General features: G+C 37.4%; 20 protein-coding genes. 9 read left to right on the forward strand and 11 right to left on the reverse strand.

Annotation, left to right across the window (positions count from 1 at the left end):
- Together EZ456_RS19480 and EZ456_RS19485 are read right to left on the reverse strand one after the other, a co-directional pair.
- On the reverse strand, nucleotides 1-233 hold a 233-nt coding region (locus tag EZ456_RS19480; RefSeq protein WP_449421240.1), incomplete at its 3' end, for an ISAon1 family transposase N-terminal region protein.
- A gap of 93 nt (nucleotides 234-326) precedes the next feature.
- Nucleotides 327-779, reverse strand: coding sequence for a universal stress protein (locus EZ456_RS19485; RefSeq protein ID WP_131533032.1), 453 nt, complete (start codon nucleotides 777-779; stop codon nucleotides 327-329).
- Between the two features lie 110 nt (nucleotides 780-889).
- Between EZ456_RS19485 and EZ456_RS19490 the strand changes: the two genes are divergently transcribed.
- Both EZ456_RS19490 and EZ456_RS19495 read left to right on the forward strand, forming a co-directional pair.
- Entirely contained in the window at nucleotides 890-1,675 is a 786-nt protein-coding gene (locus tag EZ456_RS19490; protein ID WP_131533034.1) for a C40 family peptidase, read from the forward strand.
- Nucleotides 1,676-1,726: 51 nt separating this feature from the next.
- Nucleotides 1,727-2,449 (forward strand): carboxypeptidase-like regulatory domain-containing protein, encoded by a 723-nt coding sequence (locus EZ456_RS19495; protein WP_131533036.1) that lies wholly within the window; start codon nucleotides 1,727-1,729, stop codon nucleotides 2,447-2,449.
- A 1-nt stretch (nucleotide 2,450) separates the two neighbouring features.
- Here EZ456_RS19495 and EZ456_RS19500 read toward each other — a convergent pair whose 3' ends face one another.
- From EZ456_RS19500 to hisG, 9 genes are all read right to left on the reverse strand, one after another.
- Nucleotides 2,451-3,353 (reverse strand): WD40 repeat domain-containing protein, encoded by a 903-nt coding sequence (locus EZ456_RS19500; RefSeq protein ID WP_131533038.1) that lies wholly within the window; start codon nucleotides 3,351-3,353, stop codon nucleotides 2,451-2,453.
- Nucleotides 3,354-3,428: 75 nt separating this feature from the next.
- The gene (hisIE, locus tag EZ456_RS19505) at nucleotides 3,429-4,031 is read right to left on the reverse strand and encodes a bifunctional phosphoribosyl-AMP cyclohydrolase/phosphoribosyl-ATP diphosphatase HisIE (RefSeq protein ID WP_131533040.1); all 603 of its coding nucleotides are present in this window, start codon (nucleotides 4,029-4,031) and stop codon (nucleotides 3,429-3,431) included.
- Nucleotides 4,032-4,092: 61 nt separating this feature from the next.
- Nucleotides 4,093-4,848, reverse strand: coding sequence for an imidazole glycerol phosphate synthase subunit HisF (hisF, locus tag EZ456_RS19510; RefSeq protein ID WP_131533042.1), 756 nt, complete (start codon nucleotides 4,846-4,848; stop codon nucleotides 4,093-4,095).
- A 172-nt stretch (nucleotides 4,849-5,020) separates the two neighbouring features.
- Nucleotides 5,021-5,770: a 1-(5-phosphoribosyl)-5-[(5-phosphoribosylamino)methylideneamino]imidazole-4-carboxamide isomerase gene (hisA, locus tag EZ456_RS19515; RefSeq protein WP_131533044.1), complete on the reverse strand. Its 750-nt coding sequence runs from the start codon at nucleotides 5,768-5,770 to the stop codon at nucleotides 5,021-5,023.
- Nucleotide 5,771: 1 nt separating this feature from the next.
- Entirely contained in the window at nucleotides 5,772-6,404 is a 633-nt protein-coding gene (hisH, locus tag EZ456_RS19520) for an imidazole glycerol phosphate synthase subunit HisH (protein WP_131533046.1), read from the reverse strand.
- A gap of 182 nt (nucleotides 6,405-6,586) precedes the next feature.
- Complete coding sequence (gene hisB, locus EZ456_RS19525) at nucleotides 6,587-7,720, reverse strand: bifunctional histidinol-phosphatase/imidazoleglycerol-phosphate dehydratase HisB (protein WP_131533048.1); 1,134 nt, start codon at nucleotides 7,718-7,720, stop codon at nucleotides 6,587-6,589.
- A gap of 1 nt (nucleotide 7,721) precedes the next feature.
- Nucleotides 7,722-8,762 carry a histidinol-phosphate transaminase gene (hisC, locus tag EZ456_RS19530; RefSeq protein WP_131533050.1) on the reverse strand — a complete coding sequence of 347 codons (1,041 nt, stop codon included), beginning with the start codon at nucleotides 8,760-8,762 and terminating at the stop codon, nucleotides 7,722-7,724.
- A 56-nt stretch (nucleotides 8,763-8,818) separates the two neighbouring features.
- Nucleotides 8,819-10,141, reverse strand: coding sequence for a histidinol dehydrogenase (gene hisD, locus EZ456_RS19535; protein WP_131533052.1), 1,323 nt, complete (start codon nucleotides 10,139-10,141; stop codon nucleotides 8,819-8,821).
- Nucleotides 10,142-10,190: 49 nt separating this feature from the next.
- Nucleotides 10,191-11,042, reverse strand: a complete 852-nt coding sequence (gene hisG, locus EZ456_RS19540; protein ID WP_131533054.1) for an ATP phosphoribosyltransferase — start codon at nucleotides 11,040-11,042, stop codon at nucleotides 10,191-10,193.
- Between the two features lie 275 nt (nucleotides 11,043-11,317).
- Here hisG and EZ456_RS19545 point away from each other — a divergent pair, with 275 nt between their 5' ends.
- From EZ456_RS19545 to EZ456_RS19575, 7 genes are all read left to right on the forward strand, one after another.
- The gene (locus EZ456_RS19545) at nucleotides 11,318-12,880 is read left to right on the forward strand and encodes a L,D-transpeptidase family protein (RefSeq protein ID WP_131533056.1); all 1,563 of its coding nucleotides are present in this window, start codon (nucleotides 11,318-11,320) and stop codon (nucleotides 12,878-12,880) included.
- Nucleotides 12,881-12,966: 86 nt separating this feature from the next.
- Nucleotides 12,967-13,509, forward strand: coding sequence for an RNA 2'-phosphotransferase (locus EZ456_RS19550; protein ID WP_131533058.1), 543 nt, complete (start codon nucleotides 12,967-12,969; stop codon nucleotides 13,507-13,509).
- A 2-nt stretch (nucleotides 13,510-13,511) separates the two neighbouring features.
- Complete coding sequence (locus EZ456_RS19555; protein ID WP_205945138.1) at nucleotides 13,512-14,258, forward strand: metallophosphoesterase family protein; 747 nt, start codon at nucleotides 13,512-13,514, stop codon at nucleotides 14,256-14,258.
- Between the two features lie 71 nt (nucleotides 14,259-14,329).
- Entirely contained in the window at nucleotides 14,330-14,488 is a 159-nt protein-coding gene (locus EZ456_RS25405) for a hypothetical protein (RefSeq protein WP_205945139.1), read from the forward strand.
- 142 nt (nucleotides 14,489-14,630) lie between these two features.
- Nucleotides 14,631-15,035: a hypothetical protein gene (locus EZ456_RS19565; protein WP_131533060.1), complete on the forward strand. Its 405-nt coding sequence runs from the start codon at nucleotides 14,631-14,633 to the stop codon at nucleotides 15,033-15,035.
- 60 nt (nucleotides 15,036-15,095) lie between these two features.
- Nucleotides 15,096-17,147, forward strand: a complete 2,052-nt coding sequence (locus tag EZ456_RS19570) for a BatA domain-containing protein (protein WP_131533062.1) — start codon at nucleotides 15,096-15,098, stop codon at nucleotides 17,145-17,147.
- Nucleotides 17,131-18,387: a dihydroorotase gene (locus EZ456_RS19575; protein WP_131533064.1), complete on the forward strand. Its 1,257-nt coding sequence runs from the start codon at nucleotides 17,131-17,133 to the stop codon at nucleotides 18,385-18,387. The genes EZ456_RS19570 and EZ456_RS19575 overlap by 17 nt, the downstream gene beginning before the upstream one ends.
- The last annotated feature ends 4 nt before the right edge of the window (nucleotides 18,388-18,391 follow it).

The raw sequence follows: 18,391 nt of genomic DNA on the forward strand, positions 1-18,391 counted from the left end.
TTACGTCGCTTCACTTTCAAAAAACAAGGCTTGCCACGTAAGGGAAAGTCTCGAACGGTAATTTCATCGAAAAAGCCTTTAGAAATCAATTTCTCACCTGAATACTCCTCAGGGTGAATGTTTTTTTCTAAAAGATAAATATGATAAGAGCCTTCAGAAAGTTCAAACTTATCAAGTTCAAAGTATTCGGTTAAGCCTTCAGGAAGTATAAAAGATAGTATCGAGGTGTCCAAAATAATAATGTTGAACAAAATTAAATAAAATTCTCAAATCCCCAACTTTTTTGCTTGATCCCTAGTTTTTAGTTTGCAATTGGCAGTTTATAGTTAATCTATGTCACATTTATTAGGGATAATCAAAACAGGACAAGCAGATTTCCTCGCCACGTGTTCAGCAACGCTTCCCATTAAAAAGTGGTACAAACCTGTACGACCATAAGTGCCGATTACAATTAAATCAGATCCCCACTCATCTGATTGCTGGATGATACCATGCGCTGCGGTATCAACAACACTTAAATAAGTTGTTTTTGCGCCTTTGCTGTATTTTGTCTCCATTTCTTTAAGCAAAATATGGCTGTTTTCTTCGCTGTTATCATAGGTTTCTAAAAACACTGGTGCCAGCGTTAAATCGGGATTTACATTAGCCGGGATAGGCTCGATAATGTTAACCAATGCTACTTCTGCTCCAAATTTTTCAGCCATGTCGTAACCGGCTTTTGCCGCTTTTTCTGAGCAGGTACTGTTATCAACGGCAATTAATATTTTTTTAAAATTCATGGCGAGCTTATTTAAAAGGTGATCATCATAAAAATAACAAATTTACATGCAAAATGTTAGGCAATGGATGTATTTTATTAGTTTTACAATAGTTTCACGAGCATATTTAAATGGAAAATCAATACAGTATTTGTAGGGTTGCTGTAGCACCTTTAAGAGCAGATGCATCAGATAAAGCAGAAATTGTTTCGCAACTTTTATTTGGCGATCATGTAGAAGTTATTCAGAAAGAAGAACGCTGGTGGCTTATTCAAAATGGTTACGATGGTTATGAAGGCTGGATTGATTTCAGACAATTGGCTCCAATTAGCCAAAACCAGTTTGCAGAAATGCACGATTGTAAATTACTTGCTCCATTAAGTTTCAATAATGTGTTAACAGCTGCCGATGGAAGTTCGTATCATTTAAGCCCCGCAAGTAATCTTCCTTATTTGAAAGATGGCTTTTGTTATGCTGGAGCCGAAAAATTCAAGCTGAATTTTGAGCCATATGATAATAGCGCAGTAAACTTCAAAGATCAGGTTGCCGAAACAGCTAAATTTTTTCAAAATATCCCATACTTATGGGGTGGAAGGCATTTGTTTGGCTTGGATTGCTCTGGTTTTGTACAAACCGTATTTAAAATGCTAGGCATTAAGTTAAACCGCGATGCTTCGCAACAGGCCGAACAAGGTGAACTGGTTGGCTTTCTTGCTGAATGTAAGGCTGGTGATGTTGCTTTTTTTGATAACGATGAAGGCAGAATTACACACGTAGGCATTATGTTAAGCCCGAACGAAATTATCCACTCCTCAGCAAAAGTAAAAATTGATCCGATTGATGATCAGGGTATTTTTAATAAAGAGCTAGGGAAATATTCACATAAGCTTAGAATTATCAAACGTTTTGTGGAATAGTAGCCAAAAATGTATCCTATATAAAATATAAAATAAAAGATACATTTTCTTATGCCACGTAAATTTAAAATTCAGATCTCCAATCCTTGCCATGAAGAGTGGGATAGAATGCAAAACCGTGTAAACGGCAAATTTTGCGGTTCCTGCCAAAAATCGGTTATTGATTTTACACATTTCTCAGATCGAGATCTCCGTAATTGGTTTGCAGCAAATCAGGGCAAAAGCTGTGGAAGGCTTAAGCCTGAGCAGCTTGATCGTTTAATTCATGTGAAATCGAATTTTGCAATTAGCCGGTTTAAACCTAGCCTGATTGCAGCGTCTTTATTTGCTTTTTTGAGTTTTCCGAAATTGGGTAATGCAAATATTTCTTCATCGTATCCCACATTTCAGACGGATAATAAGAAATCATTAAAAGATGATGTTTTAAAAGAAAACGCCGAAGATGATTTTGTTACCATACGAGGTAAAGTTATCGGTAAAGAAGATAAGCTGCCGTTAATTGCTGTGAGTATCAGGATTGAAAATTCAAAGATTGGGACAACTACTGATCGAAATGGAGACTTTGAGTTAAGACTGAACAGAAAAGACTTTAAGAATAAAGTAATTCTGGATATCAGGTATATTGGATTTGAAAGTAAAGAGCTAAAAGTAAATCTCAGTAAAAATGATGTTATTTTTGTTAAAATGAAAATGGATCAATCTATTTTAGGCGGATTGGCCATTATTAATTACCCAACATTTTTAGACAGAATTACCCAACTACTAAATGGATAGATTAAGGCTGTTCCATTTCCCAAACCATTACCTGCCGGTCATCACCTGTAGAAATCAAATATTTTCCATCATGGCTCCAGATAATTTTATTGATAGAATGGGTATGTCCGGTTCCTGCTTTTTCCAAGCTTAAAATCTTATACAGTTTAAAGTTTTCTGCATCCCAAAGTTTAATGCTTTTATCCTGACTGCTTGTGGCAAAATATGGAAGAGTAGGATGAAAGGCAATATCGTAAATGGTAAACATATGTGCCGGAACAGTTTCCCTCAGTTCATAATTCGGTAGATCCCATATTTTTAATTGGGCATCCCTGCTTCCCGAAATCAGGTATTTGCCTGTAGGGTGATAAGCCAGTGAGGTTACAGGTAGTGAATGTCCTTCTAAAGATTGTTTTAAACTATAATCAGCTAGGTTATAAATCCTGATCAAATGATCTTTACAGCCAAAAGCCACTTCGCTTTCGTTGGGGGCAATAGCAATGGCTCTAACGGTATCATAAGCCACTTGGAAGCGGTAAATCTCTGTAAAGTCTACTAGCGACCAAACCGCCACTGTTCCATCTTCGCCAGTGGTTAAAAGCTCATTTTTGCCTTTTACGGTTTGTATGTTGAAAATTGGTTTGGTATGGGCAGTAATCCTTGCAATTACTTTTTGTTCACTAAAATCATAAACGCTAAAAGCACCGCTGCGCTCTCCTATAAATAATTGATTATTGTAATAATGCAGACAATAAACCGAGCTCTGTACCGGCATTTTAACTCGAACAAAAGCCATTGTATGTAATGACCACTCTACAACTCCCTTATCGTTCCCTGCGCTAAAAAATATACCATCCTCATCTGAGTTGGCAAGCGCGTAAACAGGATTTTGGTGTCCAGGTAGGGTTTGTAGGTGTTTGAGCATTTATTGAGGTTTAGGGTTTAGGGTTTTAGGGTATAAGGTTAGGCATCTAGCACCTTACGCCTTTTACCTCAAACCTTATTTGTGTCTTTTCTCTAAATTCTTTGCTATATCTTGAATAGATAACCCTTTCTCTTTCAATAAAAATAAAAGGTGGAAAACAAGATCAGATGCTTCTCCAATGAGTTCTTCTTCCGATTCAGCAAGTGCAGCGATTACAGTTTCTACGCCTTCTTCCCCAACTTTTTGGGCAATTTTGTTTAATCCCTTACTGCGCATTTTGTTGATATAAGATCCTTCAACCGGATTCTCATATCGATCGGTAATGATGTTTTCGAGCTCGAAAATAAAGTTCTGATTAAAATCTGTTTTAAAACAACTGCGGCTACCAGTATGGCAAGTTGGACCAACAGCATCAGCTTTAATTAGGATCGTATCGTTATCACAGTCTACAAAAAGTTCTTTAACAAACAAAAAGTTGTTGCTGGTTTCACCTTTCGTCCAAAGGCGGTTTTTAGCGCGTGAAAAGAAAGTTACTTTGCCTTCGGTCTGTGTTTTCTCCAGTGCCTCAGCATTCATATAACCAAGCATTAAAACCTCTAAAGTTTTATAATCTTGTATAATTACCGGGAGTAAGCCAGCTGTTTTATCCCAATCAAGAGATGATGTATCGATATTCATTTTAATTTTATTATTTCTGAAAAGCAGACTCATGACTAGGGACTGCCGACTCCAGACTTATTTATATTCTTACCGGAATGTTATTCCTTTTCAATTCTTGTTTTAAATCTGGAATTAGGATTTCGCCATAATGAAATACCGAAGCTGCAAGTGCTGCATCAACATTGGCTTTTTGGAAAACCTCGGTAAAATGATCCATACTACCTGCTCCACCTGATGCAATAATCGGGATATTGATCATTTTGTTTACTTTACTGAGCAATCCACAATCAAAACCAGCTTTGGTACCATCGTGGTCCATCGAAGTTAACAAGATTTCTCCGGCGCCCAAATCTTCTGCCTGTTTAATCCAGTTTTCGGTTTCCAACTCGGTAATTAGTCTTCCTCCATTTAGGTGGACCATATTTTTACCGTTTACATATTTGGTGTCGACAGCTAAAACCACAAATTGTACCCCAAAAGTTTTAGCCAGGTCTTCTATCAGTTTTGGATTTCGAACCGCGGCCGAATTGATACTGATTTTATCTGCTCCTGCATTTAACAACGCTTCCGCATCGGCAATTTCGGTTATTCCACCACCAATGGTAAAGGGAATATTTAATTGCCTTGCAACTGATTTAACCATTTCGATCATTGTTTTACGACGCTCGTGAGTGGCCGTAATATCCAGGAAAACCAATTCATCGGCTCCTTGTTGTGCATATTGGGCAGCTAGTTCAACAGGATCGCCAGCATCGCGTAAATCAACAAAGTTTACACCTTTTACCGTGCGACCGTCTTTAACGTCTAAACAAGGGATTATTCTTTTACTAAGCATTTGTTTGGGTTTTCGTCATTGCGAGGCATGAAGCAATCTTAATGTTTTCACTTTGAGCGATTCGTCACCCTGAATTTATTTCAGGGTCTTTATTGCATGAAAGATGCTGAAATAAATTCAGCATGACGATCGCCTATTTGCAATGAGCCAAATATTATATTATAATTCTTCTTTAAATCGAACTCAAGGCCTTCAAATTCCACTCTTTAATTTCTTCGATGGTAATGCGGTCTTCGTAAATCGCTTTTCCAACCACTACACTTCTAATTGGGTATTTGGCCAGATCGTAAATATCCTGCATCGAACTTACACCACCTGAAGCAATGAGTTTAATCATAGGCGAATGTTCAAGCAGTTTTTCGTATAGATCGATTGCGGCGCCACCTAGTTTTCCATCTTTGCTGATATCGGTGCATAAGAAACGGAAAAACCCTAACGAAAGACATTTGTCAACGTAATCCATCAGTTTGATCGGCGAGCTTTCCATCCAGCCAGAGTATTTAATAACTTCATCCAAAACATCGATTGCAATTACAATACGGTTTGCATAATCGTCTTTTTTAGCAAAAGCCTCACTCAATTGAGGTAAGAAATCAGGATTGGTAATGGCTTGTGTACCTACAATTACGCGGTGTATTCCGGCATCAAGCAAATTGGTAACCTGCTCAATGGTTCTAATACCTCCACCGTACTGCACTTTCATTTCAGTTTTTTTAATAATCTCGAAAAGTGTTTTTTGATTACTAAAATCACCTTTAGCTCCGTTTAAATCAATAATGTGAATGAAATCGGTGCCATTTGAACGGTATTTTTCTATCATTTCGGGGATAGAAACGTCGTATTCCGTTTTTTGGTTGTAATCGCCTTCACGAAGACGGACAACTTTTCCATCCAAAATATCAATAGCAGGTATTATGTACATTTTATAAGCTTAAGTTTGAAAAATTTTTTAATACTAGTTCGCCGGCTTTTCCCGATTTTTCAGGATGAAATTGAACGCCGTAAAAATTATCTTTTTGTACCGCTGCCGAAAACTTTAAACCATAATCAGCAGATGCGATGTCAAAAGTAGGGTTATATTCAATAAAGTACGAATGCACAAAGTAAAATTGTGTATTATCTTCAACACCTTCAAATAGTGAATTGTTTTTTGGGCTCACCGCATTCCAACCCATATGTGGTATTTTGATATTCAATGACTTATCGAATTTTTTGGTTTTAACCGGAACGATATTTAAAAGTGCAGCATCACCCTCTTCTGAGTGTTCGGTAATGAGTTGCATGCCTACACAGATGCCAAGAACTGGTTTAGTTAGTTTTTTAATCGCCTCAACCAAGCCTGTTCCCTTTAATTTTTCCATAGCGGCACCCGCATGGCCAACACCAGGAATGATGATGTGGCTATATTTTTCGAGGTCACTTTCTGTATTTACCATACCGTAGGTTACATTTAAGCGATCTAAGGCTGCGGTAAGGGAGAAGATGTTGCCTGCTCCGTAATTTATTATTCCAACCCCTAAATCCCCTAAAGGAGACTTTGAATTTTTATCCTCCATACAATTTGCATTATATTTTTGTTTTTGTTTTGAAAATGAATGTCAGTTTTTCATGGGTGCTGTGGTCCCGCTATTCGTTGCAAGTCCCGATGAAGAATCGGGAGCTTTCCACTGCTATCGGGTTTATTTAACAACATTCCTGTTTAAAACCCATTCCATCATCCATTTTCCCTCTTACATTCTTACAATAGCCCTTTCGTGCTCGGTAAAACCATTTTCTCGGCATCGCGTTTAATTGCCATTTTAATTGCTTTGGCAAATGCTTTAAAAATAGCTTCAATTTTATGATGCTCGTTATCGCCTTCTGCTTTTACGTTTAAATTACATTTTGCGGCATCGCTAAACGATTTAAAGAAGTGATAAAACATTTCTGTAGGCATATCGCCAACTTTTTCGCGTTTAAATTCAGCATCCCAAACAATCCAGTTTCTTCCTCCAAAATCAATAGCTACCTGTGCCAGGCAATCGTCCATTGGTAAGCAAAAACCATACCTTTCGATACCTAATTTGTTGCCTAAACCTTTGGCAAAAGCTTCGCCTAAGGCAATACCAGTATCTTCGATCGTGTGGTGTTCGTCGATGTGTAAATCGCCTTTTGCAATTACCTCTAAATCTACACTTCCATGTCTGGCAATCTGATCAAGCATATGATCGAAAAAGTTTAAACCGGTTTCAATTTTGGCTTTTCCTGTTCCATCCAGATCGAGGTTAATGATGATATCGGTTTCGTTGGTTTTGCGTTCATGGTGAATTTTTCTGCTCCCTGCTTTAAGCAAGTTGTAGATATCTTCCCATTTCTTGGTTTCTAAAATGATGATGTCCAAGAGTGTTTCATGTTTATCCAAAGCTTCTGTAGAACCCAGTGCATCATTCTGACGAAGAAAAATTGCTTTGGCACCTAAATTTTTAGCCAAAACCACATCGTTTAAACGATCGCCAATTACGAAAGAATTTTTCAGATCGTAATCTTCGCTGAAATATTTAGTTAATAAAGCAGTACCAGGTTTACGGGTAGGCGCATTGTCTTTTGCAAAAGTTCTATCAATTACAATCTCACTAAAATGAACACCTTCGCCTTCAAAAGTATCGAGCATGAAATTGTGGATCGGCCAGAAATTTTCCTCAGGATTTGAAAGTGTTCCTAATCCATCTTGGTTCGTCACCATTACCAGTTCGTAATCCAGTTCGGCTGCAATTTTCGATAAATAATATAATGAACGTGGATAAAATTTAAGCTTTGCAAAATTATCTACCTGCTCATCATCAGGCTCAATATTTAACGTTCCATCGCGGTCTATAAATAATACTTTTTTCATCTTAAAAATTTTCTAGAACAGTTAATAGTTTGTCGTTTTCTTCTTTTGTACCCACAGTAATCCTTAAACATCCTTCGCATAAAGTTACTTTAGAACGGTCGCGGACAATGATGCCCTGGTCAACCAAAGTATCATAAATTGTTAACGCATCGGTAACTTCTGTCAGGATAAAATTAGCATCAGAAGGATATACTTTTTTAACAATATTTAGTGCAGTTAAGGCCTTACTTAAACGGTCTCTTTCTGCAACAGATTCTTTAATCCAATCGTTAACCTGAGCGATGTTTTTCAGCGCTTCAAAAGCTAAATCCTGAGTAGCTTGATTGATGTTGTAAGGTGGCTTAATTTTGTTCAAAACATCGATCACTTTTGTGGAAGAAAATGCCATGCCTAAACGCAAAGCGGCAAGCCCCCAGGCCTTCGAAAAAGTTTGCAAAATCACCAGGTTTCCATACTCGGTTAACTCCTGAATAAAGGTCTTCTGTCGGGCGTAATTAATGTACGCTTCATCCACTACAACGATGCCATTAAAGTTGGCTAAAATGGTTTCAATATCTTCGCGGTTTATTGAATTTCCAGTCGGATTATTTGGCGAACAAATGAAGATTAATTTGGTGTTTTTATCAATCGTTTCTGCGATTTTTTCCATATCCAATTGGAAGTTCGGAAGCAGGCTTACTTTGCGTATTTCTACATCGTTTATATTGGCCGAAACTTCGTACATGCCATAGGTTGGAGGTAGCACAATTACGTTGTCTTTTCCAGGATTACAGAATGCGCGAAATAATAAATCGATCGCTTCATCGCTACCGTTTCCTAAAAAAGTATTCTCGATCGGCACACCTTTTATTTTACTGATTGCATCTTTTAAATCAAGTTGCAATGGATCAGGATAACGGTTGTAATTTGCTGGTAATGGCGAACCATAACTGTTCTCGTTTGCATCTAAAAATACAGATGCCTGACCTTTAAATTCGTCCCTGGCGGTAGAGTAGGGGCGAAGGTTCTTTATATTTTCTCTTACTAAATCGTTAATGTCCATTTCAATGGTTGTTAGTTTCCTTCGGTTTGATTACACCGATTCTTTTATGCTTTCTTCTATGCCTGTTTATCTTCAGGCTTCTGACTTCCGACTCCGGACTCAAAACTTAATCTAATACTCACTGCATTTTTGTGCGCTTCGAGGCCTTCTGCTTCTGCAAGTATTTCAACTGTATTACCTATGTTGTTCAACCCCGCTGCAGAAAGATGCTGAAAGGTGATCTTTTTCAGAAAAGCATCAGTAGATACTCCAGAATAAGCCTTTGCGAAACCACTGGTTGGTAAAGTATGGTTAGTTCCAGAGGCATAATCGCCAACACTTTCTGGCGTAAAATTGCCTAAAAAGACTGATCCAGCGTTGATAATCAATGGAATAAGGCTTTGAAAATGCTCAGTCGCTAGTATTAAGTGCTCTGGTGCATACTCATTTGAAAATTGCATCGCCTGATCCAGGTCTTTAGTTAAAACAGCATATGAATTGGCTATTGCCTTGACCGCTATTTCCTTTCGTGGAAGGATAGCAAGCTGATTTTCAATTTCTTTTAAGGTATCAGCGATGATTTGATTAGAAGTAGATACTAAAATAGCCTGGCTATCAGTTCCATGTTCTGCCTGAGCAAGTAGATCAGCAGCAACGAATGACGGATTGGCAGTTTCATCAGCGATGACCAATACCTCTGATGGTCCTGCAGGCATATCGATAGCCACTTTATTTTGAACCATCGTTTTTGCGGTAGTTACATAACGGTTACCAGGACCAAAAATCTTATATACCTGCGGTACTGTTTCCGTGCCGAAGGCCATTGCAGCAACGGCTTGTGCACCGCCAATCAGGAATACTTTTTCAATGCCCAAAAGCACTGCGCAATAAGCAAGGTAACAATTGGTTTTGCAATCACTTTGTGGAGGAGAGCATACTACAATTTCTTTACAACCTGCGATGATTGCAGGTGTGGCAAGCATTAAAAAAGTGCTCGGTAAAACGGCTGTTCCGCCGGGGATATAAAGTCCCACTTTTTCAATTGCCCTCGATTCACGCCAGCACACAACGCCTGACATCGTTTCGATTTTATCTTCAGTTTTTAACTGTGACTGGTGAAAAGTTTTGATGTTTTGGTAAGCCGTATCAATCGCTTTTTTTGCTTCAGCCGGAATGGTAGATGCAATCGCTTTTAATTCTTCTGCATTCAAAAACAGTTTCTCCAAATCAACTTTGTCAAACGCTTTTGCGAAGTTGAAAAGTGCCTTGTCGCCATCTTTTTTTACCGTGCTGATGATGTCGGTTACCCGTTCTTCAACCAGTTTATCGTCTTCAATCTGCCTCGAACAAAGTTCTTCAATTTTTGATTTAGATAAATCTGTATAATTGTAGATTTTCAATGTTTTATAATTTTAAATTAACTAATAGTTAATATGAATTTAAACGATTTTACGTGATTATTTTCTCGATAGGCATTACTAAAATACCTTCAGCACCTGCAGCTTTTAAACTGTTTATTTTATCCCAGAAATCTTCCTCGGCAATTACAGAATGAACGGCTACCCAGTTAGGCTCGAAGAGTGGAACTACTGTTGGGCTTTTTACACCTGGTAGTAAATCGACTACTTTTTGAAGGTTATCTTTTGATACATTTAGCACCACGTATTTGTTAGATTTTGCGCTAAGTACAGAGCGGATGCGTTGAAGCAATTCTGCAACTTCAGGATTTTCTGCTATTGATTTGTTTCCGATTAAAACGGCTTCAGATTGCATTACATCAGCGAAAGGTTTTAGTCCATTGCTCTTTAATGTTCCACCCGTTGATACGATATCAAAAATGGCATCACTTAAGCCCAAACCCGGACCAATTTCTACCGATCCGGAAATGGTTCTGATATCAGATTTTATACCTTTTTCCTGTAAGAATTTTTCGAGGATTACTGGGTAGGAAGTGGCAATTGCTTTACCATTTAACTCTTCCAGTTTTTGGATATTACTGGTGGCCTGAACAGCGATTTTTAAGGTGCATTTTCCGAAGCCTAATTTTTGAAGATAATCTACCTCAGCCTTGGTTTCTACAATTACATTTTCCCCAACTATACCCAAATCGGCAATGCCATCCTGTACATATTCTGGAATATCATCATCGCGAAGGAAAAGAATTTCTAAAGGGAAATTAGTAACAGTTGATATTAAGGAGCTTTTGTAGTTTTCGAAAGATAAACCACAGTTTTTAAGTATTTCTACAGATTTTTCGTTTAACCTACCCGACTTCTGGATAGCGATTTTAAGTGTTTTCAAAGTATTGAATATAGAGTGAACAAGAAATTATTTTACGGAAAAAAAGTTTTGAAGTACAAAACAAACATATCATATCGCCTATCGGCGATGGTGTAAATGTAAGTGATGGTTCAAAGTTAAATTCATAAATTATTTCTGCCAGTATCAATGCTTTAGCTGATAAGCGCTGGCAAATATAGTGTTTGAAATGGGAAAACAAAAAATAATGGCACTTAATTTGTCATTATGCTGTTTTTATTACCAATAACCTTATTTTGTATTAAAATTTTACGTTTTTGAAAAAGTTTCGCTTTCTAATTCTGCCCATTATTTTATTTATTTCTGCCTGTGGATGGTTTAAAAGCCCACCCGAGATCGGGAAAGTGCTGTCTGAACATTTTAAGAACAAAATCTATAAAGATTTCGACACTGTAGCTTATGATAGCATTTTTGTGAAAACAATGGACAGTCTTTCGGGCAAGTTTATAAATCCTAAAACAATTAAAGCTTTTTATGCCAATAGTTATGCTGAACCTAAGTTGGTTACGCAATTTTATATTAATGGTGAATTGGATTACTTAGTGAGCTATTTAGATCAGAGTGAGGTGCATGGCTTCAACCCAAAGATTTTTAAAGCAGATGAGATTAAAAGCTTATTAGCAGCGTTAACGGCCAATAAATTTAAAAAGGTTGATGAAAGTTACCCTGTAATTGCAAAATTAGAGCTGTTAGCTGCCAATGCTTATTTAAACTACAACAATTACCTTAAATATGGGGTGGTAAATCCTCGCAGTATTTTTTCGCGTTATTACATCAGAGTTAAGCGTCCGGATAGCTTAGGGATGACAAATCTTTTAAACAGCAAAAGCCTGTTGGATACGCTAAGGGCTGTTCAGCCAAAATCGATGCAGTATAAAGCTTTGCAGGCTGCTTATTTAAATACGGATGCTGAAAATGAGAAGCGGATTTTATTATTGAACATGGAACGTTTCCGTTGGAAAATGCCAGAAACAGGAGGCAATTATGTGCAGGTAAATATTCCTGATTTTAGATTGACCTGGCTCGATAAAACAGATACTGTAATTACGATGAAAGTATGTGTTGGTGGGAAGCGTGAAAACGGTTACGAAGAGAAGCTGAAAGCCTTTGCGAAATCAGGAAATTTGGACGATAAACCGAAGAACCATGAGACGCCTTTATTGTTCAGTAAAATCAATTCTATTCAGGCCAATCCGATCTGGAATATTCCGGTAAGTATTGCACAAAGTGAGATTTACTGGATGGCTCGAAAAGATCCCTATTATTTATCAAATAGCAACATTAAAGTGTACTACAAAGATAAGCTAATTGGTGAGCCAGATACCATCAATTGGAACAGATATTCACGTGATAAATTACCATTCAAATTTAAACAAGGTTCTGGTGGTGGAAATGCTTTAGGGAAGTTCAAATTTATTTTCGATAACAGCTCTAGTATTTATCTTCACGATACCAATAATAAGAACGGATTTAACCTGACTAACCGGGCAATTAGTCATGGTTGTGTGCGCATCGAAAAACCTTTAGAATTTGCCGAACTTTTGGTGAAAGATTCTTACACTTATGATAAGCTTAGGGCTGAAGTAGATTTGCCGCCGATAGACAGTACACATGTAAAGTGGTATAAAAAACGTATGGCACAAAAAGCCGATACACTTAAGGCTTTTCAATTAAAACCAGCTTGGTTTGCCCCAAAGAAAAATGTTCCATTAATCATTACCTATATTACTGCCTGGTCTCAAAATGACAGGATAGAATACAGACCTGATGTTTATGGCATGGATGAAAAACTTTGGGTTGCGATGAAGAAGTTTAGGTAGAATTTAATCAGCATTTTAGCCCTAGTTGAAAACAATCTTAAGCTTATAGCTTTCCTCAATATTGATGAGGTAATATTATAATCATCATGGACAATAAAATAACCAAAGGCATAAGTAAGTTGCTAAGCTATATTTTGAGGCATTCGCCAGAAACCATAAATCTAAATCTTGATGAAAATGGCTGGGCAAATGTGAATGAACTGATTGCCAAATTTGACCTTTATGATAAACGGATAGATTTTGATCTGCTTCAGTATATTGTTGAAAATAACGATAAAAAGAGATTTGCCTTTAATGAAGATAAAAGCAAAATAAGAGCAAACCAAGGGCACTCTATTGCTGTTGAATTAAACTTGAATGAAGCTGAGCCATTAGCATACCTGTATCATGGTACAGTTGAAAAATTCTTATCAGGTATTAAAACGCAGGGTTTGCAAAAAATGGGCAGACAGCATGTGCATTTGAGCGCTGATAGAGAAACGGCCAATAAAGTAGGCGGGAGGAGGGGAAAACCGGTTATCCTCACCATTAACAGTGGAGAGATGCACAGGGCAGGCCATAAATTTTATCTATCAGACAATAACGTATGGCTTACAGATGTTGTGCCTGTTCAGTTTATAGAATTTTAGAGATGAGCAGAACATTAGTTATAGGAGATATTCATGGCGGATTAAGAGGTTTAACTCAATTGTTCGAACGGGCAAGAATATCTGCAAATGATAAACTAATTTTTCTGGGCGATTATGTAGATGGTTGGAGCGAATCGGCGCAGGTAATCAATTATCTGATACAATTGGAAGAGCGGCAGCAGTGCATTTTTATCAAAGGAAATCACGATGCATGGTGTATTGATTGGTTGGCAAAAGGGATTGTTGATGAGGTTTGGTTTATCCATGGCGGTAAATTAAACATGGAGAGTTATAAAGGCATATCTCATTCAGTCAAACAAAAACACTTAAATTTCTTTGACAGGATGAAAGATTATTACGTAGATCAGCATAATAATCTCTTTATCCATGCTGGATTTTCTTCCATGCACGGACCTGAAAAAGAACGTTATTCTTCAAATTATTCGTGGGACCGGACCCTTTGGGAAATGGCCTTGACTATGGATAACAGAATTAAAAAAGATTCGGCAATTTATCCGAAGAGGTTATTGCTATACAATGAAATTTATATTGGCCATACGCCAACGCTTTACTACAATGTTGATGTACCCATGCAAGGTTGTAATGTTTGGAATATCGATACTGGTGCAGCATTTTCAGGGAGATTGTCCTGTTTGGATATCGAAACCAAAGAATTTTGGCAAAGCGATACTCTGCAAAGCCTTTATCCAAATGAAAAAGGAAGAAATAAGCAACCTAAAGCGAATTAGATGGTGTTGGACGTGAAATATTTAAAGACCCGATTACCGATGACGGAACCAAGAAATCGGCGAAAGGTTTGTTGCAGATTTTTAAAAATTCAGATGGCGAATATGAATTGAAAGATCAATGCAGCTGGGAAGAAGAAGCTCAGGGCGAATTGAAAGAAGTTTTCAGAGATGGAAAGTTATTGATCGATTATTCTCTCTTTGAAATTAGAGAAAGGCTAAAGAATAGTTAACTTCGCCAAGTTTTTAGGGCGGTATCATTAATATAGAATGTCATCCTGAACCTGTCGAAGGAGCGTAATAAAGCGTTTCGACAGGCTCAACGTGACAGATTTATATTTATTTATGATACACCTCATTTAATGAAAAGACACAATGCAGAGCAACTCCACATTTAACCATCAGGCTGATATCGTAAATAGTGCTATTAGGTTTATAAACTCATGGTTTAAGCAATCTAAGACTATTACCAGTGAACTGAATGATTTTTTTATTCTTCCAGGTAATAAAATTATCGGTAAAGATGTAATTATAGGGAGGTTGAAAGGTATTTTCGGTAAATCTGATGAATATGTTGGTGGCAGGTACGATATTATTGATGTTAATTTTGAACTGCTAAACGATGGTAAAGGAATGGGTTTTGTGGAAGGCGTTGCTGGTTACAGAGATGTTATTCAAAAACAATCAAAAATTGTAAGCGGACCCTTTAAACTTTATTTTGCGCTGTACAATGGTAGTTGGAAAATTGTAAATATCGAATTTCCGGGGTTTAGCTATTAAAACGACTTTATTACAATAGTAATTCGCCGCTTTCCATAATTTTTCTATCTTTGGTTTTTAATGAATTTCCTTTATCCGGGCTTTCTTTTCGCACTAATATCGGTTGCCATCCCGGTCATCATTCATTTATTCAATTTCAGGAAGTTTAAAAAGGTTTATTTCTCCAATGTTCAGCTTTTAAAAGAAGTGGAACAGCAAAATTCTTCAAAAGAAAAGCTTAAAAACTTGCTTATACTGTTGTCGCGGATTTTAGCAATCATCTTTTTGGTGCTGGCATTTGCCCAGCCTTATATTCCAGTGCACAATCAAAAAACAACTGCTTTAAACAATGTAGTGAGCATTTATATCGATAACTCTTATAGCATGGAAGCCATTAATAAAGATGGCAGTCTGCTAGATGAAGCCAAACGTAGGGCACAAGAACTGGTTAAAGGTTTTGGTATGAACGATCGTTTTCAGCTCTTAACCAATAATTTTGAGGGAAAGCACCAACGCTTGTTAAATGAGGAAGAGTTTTTAAAAGCACTTGATGATGTTAAAATCTCTGCAACGAATCGCAATCTCCAACAGATACTAAACCGACAGGGGAATGTTTTAACGGGTTCTGCGAATAAGTATAGCTTTTTGATATCCGATTTTCAAAAGAATATCTCAACCACCAATAAACTCGAAACAAAAGCCGATATTCAATATTCATTTTTGAAACTGAATGCCAATACCTTACCCAATGTGGCGGTAGATAGCGTTTGGGCACTTTCCCCAAATCATCAGCCTGGGGCAAATGAGCGACTGGTAGTGCAATTAAAAAATTACTCAGAAGAAGAAGCAAAGAATATTCTTTTAAAGCTTAGTATCAATAATCAACAAAAGGGATTAGGGGCAGTAACGATTCCGGCAGGTAAAACAGTTAAGGATACCTTGAATTTTTCTGGACTGAGCGCCGGGTGGCAAAAAGGTATAATCAGTATTAAAGATTTTCCGGTAACCTTTGATGATACACTTGCTTTCAGTTTTAAAGTAGAGGAAAGCTTCCCGGTTTTAAGTATTAATGGCATTAATGCAGGTAATTATATTAAAGCTCTTTTTGCCGCCGACCGTTATTATAAACTTACCGAAAATACAGAAAGCAATGTAAATTATAGCAATTTTGCCAACTACGGCTTAATTGTAATCAATGACTTAAAAAATCCGTCAACGGGTTTGGCACAACAGCTTAAAACCTATCTGAATGCTGGCGGTAGAGTGGTACTTTTTCCCGATTTAGATGCTGATGTTAAAACCTACAACTCATTTTTAAGCGGATTGTCGCTTCCTGCGATCCAAACATTAAATACCACAGTAACTAAGGTTGACCAGATCGATCTGCAAAATCCGATTTTCAAAACTGTTTTTGAGGAAATTCCTAAAAATCTGGATTTACCAACTGTTTCCCGTTATTATTCTTTTGTAGAGAAAAATAGCTCAAACAAAGAAGATATCATGTTATTGCCAGGCAGAAAATCATTTTTCTCTAAATATGGTGTGGGTAATGGAAAGGTGTATTTATCTGCTTCTGGATTGAACACAAATGATGGAAATTTAGCCCGTCATCCCGTTTTTGTGCCACTGATTTATCGTTTGGCTTTGAGCGGAGGAAATGAAACCCCACTATATTACAATCTTGGAAATGATAATGCATTGGCCGGTAAAAAGATTACTTTGGGTAAAAACCAAAGTTTGAAAATTACAGCCAATGGCTTTGAGGCCATTCCAGAAATCCGTCAGGCAGATGGAAAAACATTGATTTACATTGCCGACCAGGTAAAAAATGCAGGTTTTTACAACCTAAAACTTGCAGATTCGCTGCTTGCTGTTTACAGTTTCAACAATGGCAGAACAGAATCTGATATGCACTATTTAAGCATAACAGAACTCGATCAATTGGCCGACAAAAGCAATCTGAAAATATTCGATACGGATAAAGATGCCGTTAAATTAATTGCCGGCACCAATAAAATCGAACAAACTTTATGGAAACTTTGTCTAATTTTGTCGCTGATTTTTATTGCAGCAGAAATTTTGCTCATCCGATTTTTTAACAACACAAAAAAAAAATATGAATCTCCTAGTTAAAAATGTAACCATTGCCGATCCGCAAAGTAAATTTAATAACCAACAATGCGATGTTCGGGTAGCTAATGGTAAAATTAAAAACATAGGTAAATTAATTGCCGATAAAAATGAAACCGTTTTTGATGCTCAGGGCGCTTTTTTAACGCCAGGTTTTTTCGATTTAAACTGTGTAGCAGGCGATCCGGGATTCGAAACTAAGGAAGATATTCAAACGCTTACTGCAACCGCAAAAGCAGGTGGATTTACTGGGTTGGCTTTATTGCCGCAAGCAAGCCCGGTTGTACAGTCAAAATCTCAGGTAGAATACATTATCAATAGGGCCAAAAACAACTTGGTTGATGTTTTACCTGTTGGTGCCATAAGCCAAAACCGTGAAGCAAAAGAGCTTGCCGAACTGTTCGATATGCAACAGGCTGGTGCGGTAGCTTTCTCAGATGGAGATAGAGCTTTGCAGGATGATGGGTTCATGAGCCGTGCCTTACAATATGCCAAAGGTTTCGATGCGCTTTTGATGGTTTATCCCGAAAATAAATCGATTGCAGGTAAATCGCAGATTAATGAGAGCAAAAATAGTGTGCTTTTGGGCATGAAAGGTTTGCCTGCATTGGCAGAAGAGATGCACATTGCCCGCGATATTTTCTTGGCTTCGTATAATGAAACCAAAATCCACATCAGCAATATTTCAACTGCAGGGGCAGTGGCGCTAATCCGTAAGGCAAAAAAAGATGGGGTTCAGGTTTCATGTGATGTAACTGCACATCACCTGGTATTTACAGAAGAACTTTTAAGTGATTTTGATAGCAACTACAAGGTTAAGCCACCTTTACGTGGCAAAGCCGATGTTAAGGCTTTAATTGCTGGTTTAAAAGATGGAACAATCGATGCCATTACTTCGCAGCACCGCCCAGAGGAAATCGAATTTAAAAATGTAGAGTTCGAAATTGCACACTACGGTATAATTGCCCTTCAAACTGTGCTGCCATTGTTATTAAAGGCTGGTTTGGATATTGCTTTAATTGCTGAAAAATTGGCTATTAATCCACGTAAATTATTAAATTTAGCTGTTCCAGTAATCGAAGAAGGGGCTGAAGCCAATTTTACTGTTTTCAACACGACAGAAAAGTGGTTGTATAATGCCGCAAGCAATCATTCAAAATCGGCAAACAGTCCATTATTGGGTACCGAGCTTACCGGAAAAGTAACTTTGGTTTATAATAATAATCAGTTTCAAATTAGCTAAAAGT

The organism is Pedobacter psychrodurus (assembly GCF_004331735.1).
Classification (GTDB): Bacteria; Bacteroidota; Bacteroidia; order Sphingobacteriales; family Sphingobacteriaceae; genus Pedobacter; species Pedobacter psychrodurus.

Coding starts and splice junctions, on each gene's coding strand:
- hisB (WP_131533048.1), bottom strand. CDS start 7,720: ATGAAAAAAGTATTATTTATAGACCGCGATGGAACGTTAAATATTGAG.
- hisH (WP_131533046.1), bottom strand. CDS start 6,404: ATGGAGGATAAAAATTCAAAGTCTCCTTTAGGGGATTTAGGGGTTGGA.
- hisC (WP_131533050.1), bottom strand. CDS start 8,762: ATGGACATTAACGATTTAGTAAGAGAAAATATAAAGAACCTTCGCCCC.
- hisF (WP_131533042.1), bottom strand. CDS start 4,848: ATGCTTAGTAAAAGAATAATCCCTTGTTTAGACGTTAAAGACGGTCGC.
- EZ456_RS19485 (WP_131533032.1), bottom strand. CDS start 779: ATGAATTTTAAAAAAATATTAATTGCCGTTGATAACAGTACCTGCTCA.
- hisIE (WP_131533040.1), bottom strand. CDS start 4,031: ATGAATATCGATACATCATCTCTTGATTGGGATAAAACAGCTGGCTTA.
- EZ456_RS19570 (WP_131533062.1), top strand. CDS start 15,096: ATGAATTTCCTTTATCCGGGCTTTCTTTTCGCACTAATATCGGTTGCC.
- EZ456_RS19565 (WP_131533060.1), top strand. CDS start 14,631: ATGCAGAGCAACTCCACATTTAACCATCAGGCTGATATCGTAAATAGT.
- EZ456_RS19550 (WP_131533058.1), top strand. CDS start 12,967: ATGGACAATAAAATAACCAAAGGCATAAGTAAGTTGCTAAGCTATATT.
- hisA (WP_131533044.1), bottom strand. CDS start 5,770: ATGTACATAATACCTGCTATTGATATTTTGGATGGAAAAGTTGTCCGT.
- EZ456_RS19575 (WP_131533064.1), top strand. CDS start 17,131: ATGAATCTCCTAGTTAAAAATGTAACCATTGCCGATCCGCAAAGTAAA.
- EZ456_RS19500 (WP_131533038.1), bottom strand. CDS start 3,353: ATGCTCAAACACCTACAAACCCTACCTGGACACCAAAATCCTGTTTAC.
- EZ456_RS19555 (WP_205945138.1), top strand. CDS start 13,512: ATGAGCAGAACATTAGTTATAGGAGATATTCATGGCGGATTAAGAGGT.
- EZ456_RS19490 (WP_131533034.1), top strand. CDS start 890: ATGGAAAATCAATACAGTATTTGTAGGGTTGCTGTAGCACCTTTAAGA.
- EZ456_RS19495 (WP_131533036.1), top strand. CDS start 1,727: ATGCCACGTAAATTTAAAATTCAGATCTCCAATCCTTGCCATGAAGAG.